Raw genomic sequence first — 10,470 nt, 5'->3', positions numbered from 1 at the left:
GCCCCGCGTCCGCGGGCCCTCCGTCGGCGGCGCCGGCCGCTCCGGCCCCGCCCGCGCCGTCGGCCTCCTCGGACCCGAGGCCCTCGGCGATCCAACGGCCCAGATCGGTGTACGCCTCGTCCACCGCGGCCGCGAAGTCCGGGTCCTCCTCCCGTGCCGCCGCCTCGACGCGCATCCGCCCGACGATCTCCGCGAGGTCCGCCGCGAGGTCCTCGCGCAGGGTCTCGGCCTGCCGCTCCAGGTCCTCGGCCGGCGCACTGGCGTGCCCCCTCAGCCGGCCGAGCTCCGCCTCGACGCCCGCGGTGGCCGCCAGGACCGCCCGGGCCAGCTCCTCCGACCGTTCGGCGAGTCCGGCGACGATGTCGTTGTCCATCACCGGCAGCCGCTCGGCCAGGGCCGCCAGCACCGGCGCCAGCAGGCGCTCCTGCACCGAGGCCGGATCCGCTGCGTCGGTCTCCAGAACGGTGAAGTGCCGCCCCGGCAGGCCGGCGTTGACCTCGCTGGTCAGATGCCCGTGCAGGGCCGCGGCCAGGCTCTCCGGGTCGCCACTGCCCTTGTTGACGACGAGGAAGACGAAGTCGCCGGTGCGCCGGACCAGTCCGCGGGCGTCGTCCAGCAGCGCCAGCGCCCGGCCGTCCGCCGCCCCGAAGTAGGCCATCCCCTCCACCGGGCGCTTGACGAGCAGGACGGCGTCCACGTCGTGCCGCAGGCCGGCGACGTGGCGCCGCTCGGCGTCCGCGGCCATCTCCCCCAGCCCCGGCAGGTCGACGATCCCGATCCGGCCCACCCCCGGGTGCGGGAATTCGCACTCGATGCGCGCCTCGCGGACCGCGAGGTAGCGGCGGGAGGGGTTCCCGCCGTCCACTTCGGACTGCGACGGGTACGCGACGTAGCCGCGGAGCTCCGCCAACGGCACCTCCCGCCCGCTGCCGACCAGATCCTCCCGGTACGACCACAGCGCGCGCTGGGCCGCCACCACCCGCTGGAGCAATGGCGCCTTGCTGTCCTCCACCGCCTCCGGGTAGCGCCAGCCGGCGAACTCCTCCAGCGAGGCGGGAGCCGCGGCCAGGCCCAGGTACGCGTGGTACGGACGGACCGACTCGGCCAGGAACGACTCCGGGGTGTGCAGGCGCAGCACCGCCCGGGACTGGCCCGGGACGTGGCAGATGCGGCTGCGGACCGCCGTCACCGGGATCCCGGATCCGGCGGGGATCTCGGCGTTGGTCAACCCGGAGAGCGACTGGAGCAGGGTGCTCTTGCCGACCCGCGCCTGCCCGCTCACCCCGAGGTTCACGGTGCCGCGCGCGAACCGTGCGGCCGCCTGCCCGTGCAGGTCCAGGAGCTCGGAGACGCGTGCTCCCAGGTCGCGCAGCGCCGATCCGTCGAGCGCCGCGCGGAGCCGTTCCGAGGCGTCGGCCTGGCCGCGCAGCGCGGCCAGCAGCTCCTCCAGCCTCCCGAGGGCGGAGCCCGCCCCGCGCCAGCGGGCGCTCTCCGCGTCGACGACGTCCAGCAGCTTGCGACGGTTCTCCAGGAGCGCCGCGACCCGCGCGGCGCTCTCCGGTCCAGAAACCGAGGTCATCCGATCCCGCCCTCCCTGACCCCTGCCGGTCGGTGCGTTCCACATCGTAGGAGGGCGCGAGGACGGTCGTCCGGATCAGTCGGAAAATACCTGATGTGACGTCAATTCCGTTATGCAGCCGCGATATTGACATGAACGCCGCCTCCGACAGGTGTTCGTCGGCGCAGCGGGGGCGGGGCGCCGGACCACGAGCGGCCCGTCCCCGTCATCAGCACGCAGTTCCTGGCCGGCGGCCTCATGATGACGGGTTGTTGGACCGACGACCCCGTCCGGACGACGGTCGTGGACGTCGTCCACGGCACCCTGGCCTTCACCCGGGACGACCCGCGGGGCACCGCGCGGATCCCCGCCGGCAACCACGTCTACGTCGTCTCCCGGGCCGTGACTCCCGCCGGCGCGCTCACCAAGGCGGAGAACCACTTCTTCGTCGAGTGCCTGGAGGCCCGGACGGGCCGCTCGCTCTGGAGGAGTCCCGTCGAGGACTGGGTGCCCGCGGAGCGGCGCGACGACGACGCGGCCGGCCGCGCGGAGGCCGTCGAGGGCACCGACGAGGAGGACGGGCACCCGCACACCGTCCTCGTCTCGCTGCACGGCAGCACGCTCCTCGACGGCGACACCGGCAAGGAGCTGTGGCACGGCGAGGACTCCCGCAGCGGCACCGAGTACTCCCCGTACGGCGTCCGGCTGGAGCAGCCCGACGTGGATCCGGCGAACGGCATGACCGTCAAGGGCTTCTCGCTGGTCACCGGCCGGCAGCGGTGGTCCGTCGACGTGCCGCCGCTCCCGAACCCGCAGGAGTACCCGGACGGCCCGGTCAGGATCCTCCACAGCACCGACCGGGCGGTCTTCGCCTACGACGTGCGGACGGGGAAGGTCGTCGCCCGGGGGCCCGTGCCGAAGGGGCTCGACGACGTCGTCCAGGGCGGCGGCAGGATCCTCGCCACCACCGACGGCGGGAAGCGGCTGGCGCTCTACCGCGTCACCGACATGACGGCGCCGATCTGGAGCATCCCGGTCGAGGAGACGAAGCCCGCCGTGGTGCGGTCCGGCCTGGTCGGGGTCAACGGGCCGCGCGGCGTGGTGCTGCTGAGCGCCGAGGACGGCTCGGTGCGGTCCGAGGTGCAGGACACCTCGCTCGTCTTCGGCTCCGGCGCGATCGGCGCCGTACCCGGCTACGGGCTGGGGATGCTCGGCCACGACAGGGTCGTCGTCCTCGACACCGACCTGCAGACCCGCTGACCCGCTGACCGGCGCGGCCCGGCGACCCGCACCGAGCCGCACCGAGCCGCACCGAGCCGCACCGAGCCGATGTGTACCCCTGGACGAGAGGAGAGCGCGGATGACGACCGGAGCACCGCGGAAGGCCGACTTCTTCATCAGCTACACCCGGGCGGACAGCGCCTGGGCCGAGTGGACGGCCAAGGTGCTGGAGGACGCCGGCCACACGGTCGTCGTCCAGTTCCTGGACTTCGCCGTCGCCGACAACTTCGTCCTCGCCATGGAACGCGCGCTGGCCGGCTCGCAGCGCCTCGTCCTGCTGCTCAGCCAGGCGTACATGCGCTCCGGATTCACCGCGGCGGAGTGGTCGGCGGTCTTCCGCCTGGACCCGGACGGTCGGCGCCGGCTCCTCGTCCCCCTCCTCGTCGAGGACTTCGAGCTCGACGGGCTGCTCGGGCCGCGCATCCACATCCCGCTCCACGACGTGGACGAGGCCACCGCCCGCCGGCGGCTGCTCGACGGTCTGCAGGACCCGCGCGCCACCCGGAATCCGGATCCGCCCTTCCCCGGCCGCTCCTGACCTCACATCATCCGCCGGCCGCCCGGCGGAGAACGGACCGGTACACCGTGATCGACTTCTTCGTCTCGTACGCCGAGGACGACCTGTCCTGGGCCGAATGGATCGGCTGGCAGCTCGAATCGGCCGGGTACAGCGTCCGCCTCCGCGCCTGGGACCACGCCCTGCCCGGCACCAACCGGGTGCTGGCGGAGGACAGCGACCTCGGGAACGCCGAGCGCCTGATCTCCGTCCTGTCGCCGGACTACCAGTTGTCCGCCGACTCCCGTGCCCAGTGGTCCGCGTTCCTGCGCACCGACCCCGCGGGCGAACGCCGCCGCATCGTCCCGGTCGAGGTCGTCCCCGGCCACGGCGGCGCGCTGCTCGGCAACCTCGAACCGGTGTCGCTCGTCGGGCTGGACCGCAGGGCGGCGCAGCGGGCCCTCCTGGCCGCGGTGCGCGAGACCCGCCTCAAGCCCTCCCGCAGCCCTGGCTACCCCGGCCGCCGCGCCCCCGCCTATCCGGCCGGCGGCCTCGCGGCCCTCGCACCCGACACCCGGATGCTGCTGATCCTGCTCGGCATCGACGGCGCCGCGTTCCTCTACGGCGCCCTCGCCTACACCGGCCGGTCGGGCAACTCCGGCGACCTGTGGCGCAGCCTCGTCTTCGTCCTGCTGCTGGTGGTCACCCTCAGGTCGACCGGACGATGGTGGCGCCGCCGCTTCTGACGGGCCGAGGGGGAGGTCCTGGGGCGTGTCTTCAAAGGCGTACGGATGCCGCACAGGGGCGCGTGGGCGCAGCTGAATCGACCACCCGAGCGCCCGTTAGGCTGCCGCGTGTGAACGGAACGGACGAGGTCGGCGACGGGGTGGCGGTGCGGGCGGAGCTGCGCCGGGTGTGGGGCGAGTTGGACGCCGTGCTCGCCGCGGAGCACGAGCGCGGGCCGGGCGCGTACGAGCGGTCGGCGCCCGTGGTGGACCGGCTGCGGACGCCGGACGCCGCCTTCCTGCGGCCGGAATTGGAGGACCGGCTCGCCCGGTTCGCCGCCGCGGGCGACTCCTTCGGGCGCGACCGCATCGCCCACGTGCTGGCGGGTGCGTGCGGCGAGGACGCCCTGCCCGCCCTGTTGCGGGCGAGGGTGGGCGACCGCAACGAGGACGGGGACACCCTGGAGCTCGACGTGCTCGACCTGTTCCACGCGTGGCCCGCCGCCGCGCGGCGCCTGGCGCTGGAGTTCTTCGCCTCGGCGGACGCCGGTGCGCGGCTGGTGGGCATCTGGAGCCTCGGCATCCTCGACTTCGGCGGGCGGGAGTTCCTCGGCCTGGTCGCCGGTGCGGCCACCGACCCCGAGCCGCGGGTGCGGGCCGGGGTGATGAGCGCCCTCGGCACGATCTTCGGCACGGGCGATCCCGACCGGGCGAGGGCCGTCACGATGGCCGGCACCGCCGACCCCGCACCCGAGGTCAGGCGAGCGGCCGTGTCGGCCCTCGGATCGACCCGCGACGAGGAGGTCACCGCCCTGCTGGCGGCGCGTGCCGGGGACCCGGACCGCCAGGTCCGCGTCTGGGTGGCCTGGTCGCTCTCCCGCAGGCCGGAGCCGACTGCCCGGACGGCCTGGAGCGGCTCGCGGCGGACGAGGACGCGGACGTCCGCGACGCAGCCCGCACCGTCCTGACACGGTCGGGCGCCTGAGGGTACCGAGCCGCGCGGTGTGCCGGGGTGGTTCAGCGTGCCGGCAGCGGGGCCGGTCGGGGCCCGGCCGACGGTGCCGGGTCGGCGGCGCGCCACCGGCGGCGGGAGGCGAGGGCGGCCAGCCCGGCGCCGGCTGCGTTCAGCAGGACGTCGTCCACGGAGGACACCCGGTCCAGCCACAGCACGTACTGCGCCGTCTCGACCAGGACGGAGCAGCCCGCCCCCAGCGCCAGGATCCGCGGCACGGACGCGAGTGCCGCGAACCGCATCGGGGCGAAGCAGCCGAGTGCCGCGAACACCAGCAGGTTGCCGACGACCTGGACGGTCGCCGTGACCGGGCTGCCCGCGAGGACCTCGATCAGGTCCCGCAGCGGCACCAGGCTCACCCGGCGGGGAGCGGTGCCGGCCCCGGCGCCCGGCAGCATGATCATCCACACCCACGGCAGCGTCCCGTAGGCGATGCCGACCTCGGCCAGCGCGGTGCGCCGCGCCCACCCCGGCGAGGTGCCGGCGGCACTCCGACGGCGTGCCAGCGCCCACACGGCCAGCGCGGCCAGCGGCAGTCCGGCCGCGGTGAGGAACACCACGCCGTTGATCGTGCCGAGCCAGGCGTGCCACCCGTCGCGGTGGTGGTGGAGCGGCCGCTGCGCGAGGAAGGCCACGACCGCGGCACCGAGGACCGCCGGGCCGGCGAGGACGGCCCTGCGGATGCGGCGGGCCGGTGCTGGGGGTGTTGCGGTGCGGTCCATGGCTCCACTGTCGACGGCGGGCCGGCCGGCCCGGCCACGGCGGCTGCTGATCGTTCGTCCGCGAGTATCGCACTGCCGCAACTCCCGGGCGGCCGTGCCGTCGGGACCACCCCGCGGGACGGCGTGCGTCAGAAGGGCGACTCGTCGGCGGGCCGGCTGTCGCCGCCGAAGGGTGGGAACGTTCGCGGCGCCGGCCGGCGGACGGCCACCAGGGCGTCCTCGATGCGGCCGACCTCGACGAGGTGCCGCGCGAGGTCGGCGGGGATCACCGAGCGGCACTGCTCCAGGTACGCGACGGCCGCCTCCGGGCGCCCGGCGTCGGCGAGCAGTCGGGCCAGGTGCGACGCGCCGTGGCCCGAACCGCCGGCGGGGTGGGCCCGGGCGGCGTCGACCGCCCGGTCGACCTGTCCGGCGGCGACGAGCAGTCTCAGCCGCAGCCGGAGGGGCTCCACGTCTTCGGATCCCAGATGGGGTTCGAGGGCGTCGAGGTGGGTCAGCCCCTCCTCGGCCCGCCCGTGGTCCGCGTACAGCCGGCACAGCGTGTCGACGGCCCACTCGTCGGTGCCGCCGCCGGGCCTGTCGACCCGTGAGCGCACCGCCTCGATCGCCTCGTCGACCCGGCCGTGCCGCACCAGGAGCCGTGCCAGGAGGCCGAGCGAGTTGCCGCTCGGTCCGTGCTCCTCGGCGTGCCGGCGGTACACCGCGGCTGCGCCGTCCGGGTCGCCGCGTTCCTCCAGCAGTTCCGCCAGGCACTGGGCCGCATGGCCGTGGGAGTCGGTCTCCGCGTATGCGCGGAGCTCGCCGATCCGGCCGTGCCGGGCCAGCAGCTCGGCCAGCTGGTCACGGTCGTCGACGGAGGTGGTGGTGCGGGTGTGCAGCAGGGCGATCGCCTCGTCGGTCCGGCCCTGCCGCTCGCGGACGGCGGCCAGCAGGTCGACGGCGTTCCACGGGGTGACGGGCCGGCAGTCGCACGGCCCGTCACACCGCCCCGCCGCTTCGACCCGGTCGGCCAGCAGCGCGGCGACCTCCTCGTCCCGGCCGAGACCGGCGGTCACCTCGACGAGCGCCTCCGCGAGCGACCAGTCCTCGACATGCGGCCGGAGCAGGTCGAACGCCTCGCCGCCGCGCCCCTGCCGGACGAGCAGCCGCGCGAGGAACGCGACGGCCGGTGTGTGCCCCTGTTCCACGTGCGGACGCACCCGGAGGGCTGCCTCTTCCGGCCGTCCCCACCGCTCCAGCAGTCCGGCCTCGGTCTCGACGGCCCTCCACCAGCCCGTGGCGGTGAACGGCGCGAGCGCCGCCAGCGCCTCCTCCCGCCGGTCCTCCCCGGCCAGGGCCGCCACCCACGCCCTGGCGCAGAACCAGTCACCGCCGCGGGCCTGCAACGCCACCTCGTCGAGCCGGCCGCGCTCCACCAGCAGCGAGACCAGCTCCGGCGGAATCCATCCGGAGAAGGTCAGGGCCCGGCTCTCGAGATCAGCAGCATCCACGGGCCGGAACCCTAGCGCGTGTCCTCGGAGGCGCACGGGACGCCTCCCGGCGCGCGCCTCCGGCCGTGCGGTCGTGTCAGCCGCCGCGCAGGGCCTTGTGGGCGCCGTAGGCCTCCAGGAATCCCTGGATCGCCTGCAGGTCGTCGCCGAAGGCCGCGGGCCGCCACTTCGCCTTGCCTCCGCCGCGGTAGCGGAGGTCCAGCCAGACGGCGATGCTCACCGTGCTGCTGTCGGAGAAGCTCTGCCCGCGGACCTTCAGTTCCACCCCGTCGAGGTCGGCGAAGCCCACGACGTCCGGTGGCGTCCGGTCGTCGCGGTACTCGACGGTGCCCTCGGGAGTGATCACCAGCAGCGGGTCGGGGTCGCGCGAGGAGCCGTGCAGCAGGCCGGACAGCTTTCCCCGCTTCTTGGTGAAGACCCGCCAGTTCGCCGGTGCGGCGCCGTGGCGGGCGTGTTCGAGGATGCTCTGCGGGTCTGTCATGCCGCCTCCGGTGTCTCCAGGACCACGATGGATTGTCCGTCCACCGGGGAACGGCCGCCACCGCGGCTCCGGTCAGCCGTCCGTCAGCTGCCGGACGGCCAGCAGGACGCGGCCCGCACCGTCCTCGCCCGTCATGTGCTCGGCGGCCCCCGCGGCGGCCTGGGCGTACGCCGGCCGGTGCACGACCCGGCGCAGTGCCTCGGCCAGGGCTTCGGCCGTGAGGGACCGGAAGGGGATCGGGTCGGCGGCGGCGCCGATCGCGGCCAGCCGTCCGGCCCAGAACGGCTGGTCGGCGGTGACCGGCACGGTGACCGCGGGGACTCCTGCCCGCAGTGCGGCTGCCGAGGTACCGGCTCCGGCGTGGTGGACCACCGCGGCCAGCCGCGGGAACAGCAGCGCGTGCGGGAGGTCCCCGACGGTCAGCACGTCGTCGCCCTCGGCCGCGAGTCCGGCGGCGCCGGCCTGGAGGATGCCGCGCAGCCCGGCGCGGCGCAGCGCCCGGACGGCGAGGTCGCTCAGCCGCTCCCCCTCGCCGGACGCCATGCTGCCGAAGCCGACGAGCACCGGCGGCGGGCCGGACCGCAGGAAGTCCTCCACCTCTGGCGGCAGTCGGTCGTCGGCGTCGACATGGGGCCACCAGGTTCCCACGATCTCGAGACCGGGGCGCCAGTCGGCGGGGCGGCGCACCAGGGCGGTGCTGAAGCCGTACAGGACGGGCCGGTTCGCCCGCTCCTGCCGGCGGCGCATCGCGGCGGGGGAGCACGGCGGCAGCCCGAGGCGGCGCCGCAGCTGCGTGACGGCGGGATCGTGGAGGCGGTCGGCGACACGGAGCGCGAGGCGTCCGGTCATGCGGTTGCCGAAGCGGCCGAGCGGTCGGACGCCGGGGACGGTCGGCGGGAAGTCGCCGGTGGGGGCGGTGGGTTGGAGGTGCACGCCGAGGCTCGGGATGCCGGTGACCTCGGCGAGGTGCCAGCCGAGCGGTGCCGTGGTGGCGGACAGCAGGAGCAGGTCCGCGCCGCCGTCGACGGCGTCGGCGAAGCCCCGGCCGAGGTCGGTGACGAACGCGGCGGCGGTGCGCATCAGTTCGCGCCGGTCCGGGCCGGTACCGGTGCCGGGGCCGGGGCGCGCCTTGGTGTCGGCGGGCAGGCTGCGGAACTCCAGTCCGGCGGCGCGGACGAGGGGCGCGAAGGGGTCGGCGGCGGCGAGGGCGACCTCGTACCCGGCGCGGCGCAGTTCGGCTCCGAGGCCGGTGTAGGGCGCGATGTCACCACGCGATCCGGCGGCGGCGATCAGGATCCTCATCGGGTCTCCCCGGAGTCGGGGCGGCCGGAGCCGGAGCGGCCGGCCGTGCGGGCGGCGGTGCGGCGGTCGGCGTTGGCGTGGACGGCCGCGTGCAGGTACCCGGCGAGGCCCGGGCGCTGCTGGGAGGGCGGGACGACCAGGGCGAAGGCACGCGGGTCGGCGGCGAAGTCGTCGGCGATCCGGCGGTGCATCTCGGGCGGGCAGGTGGTGAACCAGCGGGCGATGTGCAGGCGGTGCTCCTCGGCGAGGTCGCCGGCCCGCTCGCCGTCGCTCGGTTCGCCGTCGTCGAAGGCGGCGAGCAGTTCGGTCCGCCAGGCGGCGGCCTCGGCCATGAGCCGGCGCCAGTCCTCCTTGCTGTGGGCGGCGGCGCGCGCCATGGACTCGCGCTGTCCCTCGGAGTGCGCCCACTTCTGCTGAGCCTCGGTGGCGTAGCTGAGGTCGAAGGCGATCTCGCCGAACACCTCGAAGCGTTCCTGCGGGGTCATCGCGACGCCGGTCCGCTGGACGGCGATCGCCTGTTCCGCGACCTCGGCGAGCCGCTGGAGTCTGGCGATCTCCTCGCCCAACCGGCGCTGCCTGTCCAGGAGGTGCTGCAGGGCGTTGGCGTCCGGGTCGGCGAGGATCGCGGCGATCCCGTCGAGCGGGATCCCGAGTTCCCGGTAGAAGAGGATCTGTTGGAGCCGGGCGAGGTCGGCGTCGCCGTAGAGGCGGTAGCCGGCGTCGCTGCGGCCGCTCGGCGACAGCAGTCCCGCCCGGTCGTAGTGGTGCAGTGTGCGGACGGTCACCCCGGCGAACGCCGCGACCTGTCCGACGGAGTAGTTCATCCCCGTGCCCTTTCGTCGGCCTCAGCTTGGGGCCTGACGCAGGGGGAGGGTCAATTCGGCTCGGGGCTCCGGCCGGCCGGCTCCGGGGCAGGTGCGCCGCCGGCCCCTCGCCCCGGTCGTCGGAGGAGGGGCCGGCGGTCAGGAGGCCGCTTACGGGTTGACGCTCAGACCCTGCGCGATGAAGACGACGGTGTTGTGGGCGTCGGTGCGGATGGTGAAGACGTTGCCCTGCCAGCCGAACGCGCCGAAGGCGTTCTTGCCCTCGCCGTGGGCCTTGAAGAGCTTGGCGAGGTCGTTGGCGGTCGCGGCGGGTGCCGGCTGCTTGCCGGGGGTCTGGAGCAGCACCTTGGCGGTGGACGCCAGGGGGTAGGTGTCGGTGGGGGCGTCCGGCTGCCGCTCGACGGTCGGCGCGGTGGCACCGTCGTGGCAGGTGACCTTGGGGGCGCTGCCGTTGAGCAGGAGGCCGGTGGTCTCGGTCTGGATGCCCTCGACGTACACCCACTTGGCACCGGCCGCCGGCGAACGGGCCGGTGGTGACGCGGTTGTCGCCGGAGCGGCCGTTGCCGCCGAGCATGTCGT

The 10,470-nt window shown here is 75.1% G+C and carries 11 protein-coding genes; 4 read left to right on the top strand and 7 right to left on the bottom strand.

Annotated elements, in window-relative coordinates; translation table 11 throughout:
* The coding region (locus ABZ641_RS16525) for a hypothetical protein (RefSeq protein ID WP_359982503.1) at nucleotides 1–1,579 on the bottom strand (1,579 nt) is incomplete at its 3' end.
* Between the two features lie 282 nt (nucleotides 1,580–1,861).
* Here ABZ641_RS16525 and ABZ641_RS16520 point away from each other — a divergent pair.
* The 4 genes from ABZ641_RS16520 to ABZ641_RS16505 all read left to right on the top strand — a co-directional run bounded on the left by ABZ641_RS16520 (nucleotide 1,862) and on the right by ABZ641_RS16505 (nucleotide 5,028).
* Nucleotides 1,862–2,818, top strand: a complete 957-nt coding sequence (locus ABZ641_RS16520) for a hypothetical protein (RefSeq protein WP_359982501.1) — start codon at nucleotides 1,862–1,864, stop codon at nucleotides 2,816–2,818.
* A gap of 100 nt (nucleotides 2,819–2,918) precedes the next feature.
* Nucleotides 2,919–3,377, top strand: a complete 459-nt coding sequence (locus ABZ641_RS16515) for a toll/interleukin-1 receptor domain-containing protein (protein ID WP_344624883.1) — start codon at nucleotides 2,919–2,921, stop codon at nucleotides 3,375–3,377.
* Nucleotides 3,378–3,424: 47 nt separating this feature from the next.
* On the top strand, nucleotides 3,425–4,081 hold the full coding sequence (locus tag ABZ641_RS16510; RefSeq protein WP_359982498.1) for a toll/interleukin-1 receptor domain-containing protein: 657 nt from the start codon (nucleotides 3,425–3,427) through the stop codon (nucleotides 4,079–4,081).
* Nucleotides 4,082–4,191: 110 nt separating this feature from the next.
* Nucleotides 4,192–5,028 (top strand): HEAT repeat domain-containing protein, encoded by an 837-nt coding sequence (locus ABZ641_RS16505; RefSeq protein ID WP_359982495.1) that lies wholly within the window; start codon nucleotides 4,192–4,194, stop codon nucleotides 5,026–5,028.
* 49 nt (nucleotides 5,029–5,077) lie between these two features.
* Here the strand turns inward: ABZ641_RS16505 and ABZ641_RS16500 are convergent, their stop codons facing one another.
* From ABZ641_RS16500 to ABZ641_RS16475, 6 genes are all read right to left on the bottom strand, one after another.
* Nucleotides 5,078–5,794 (bottom strand): VanZ family protein, encoded by a 717-nt coding sequence (locus ABZ641_RS16500; RefSeq protein ID WP_359982493.1) that lies wholly within the window; start codon nucleotides 5,792–5,794, stop codon nucleotides 5,078–5,080.
* Between the two features lie 128 nt (nucleotides 5,795–5,922).
* Nucleotides 5,923–7,284, bottom strand: coding sequence for a hypothetical protein (locus ABZ641_RS16495; RefSeq protein ID WP_359982491.1), 1,362 nt, complete (start codon nucleotides 7,282–7,284; stop codon nucleotides 5,923–5,925).
* Between the two features lie 76 nt (nucleotides 7,285–7,360).
* Nucleotides 7,361–7,765: a hypothetical protein gene (locus ABZ641_RS16490; RefSeq protein WP_359982489.1), complete on the bottom strand. Its 405-nt coding sequence runs from the start codon at nucleotides 7,763–7,765 to the stop codon at nucleotides 7,361–7,363.
* 72 nt (nucleotides 7,766–7,837) lie between these two features.
* Nucleotides 7,838–9,067: a glycosyltransferase gene (locus ABZ641_RS16485; RefSeq protein WP_359982486.1), complete on the bottom strand. Its 1,230-nt coding sequence runs from the start codon at nucleotides 9,065–9,067 to the stop codon at nucleotides 7,838–7,840.
* Nucleotides 9,064–9,891: a MerR family transcriptional regulator gene (locus ABZ641_RS16480; protein WP_359982483.1), complete on the bottom strand. Its 828-nt coding sequence runs from the start codon at nucleotides 9,889–9,891 to the stop codon at nucleotides 9,064–9,066. Before ABZ641_RS16480 ends, ABZ641_RS16485 begins: the two co-directional genes overlap by 4 nt.
* 150 nt (nucleotides 9,892–10,041) lie before the next feature.
* On the bottom strand, nucleotides 10,042–10,470 hold a 429-nt coding region (locus tag ABZ641_RS16475; protein WP_359982481.1), incomplete at its 5' end, for a hypothetical protein.

It is taken from the genome of Kitasatospora sp. NPDC007106 (assembly GCF_040634455.1).
GTDB classification, from domain to species: Bacteria; Actinomycetota; Actinomycetes; order Streptomycetales; family Streptomycetaceae; genus Kitasatospora; species Kitasatospora arboriphila.
Note: the sequence above shows the minus strand (reverse complement) of the source record. Positions and strands in the feature narration are given on the sequence as shown.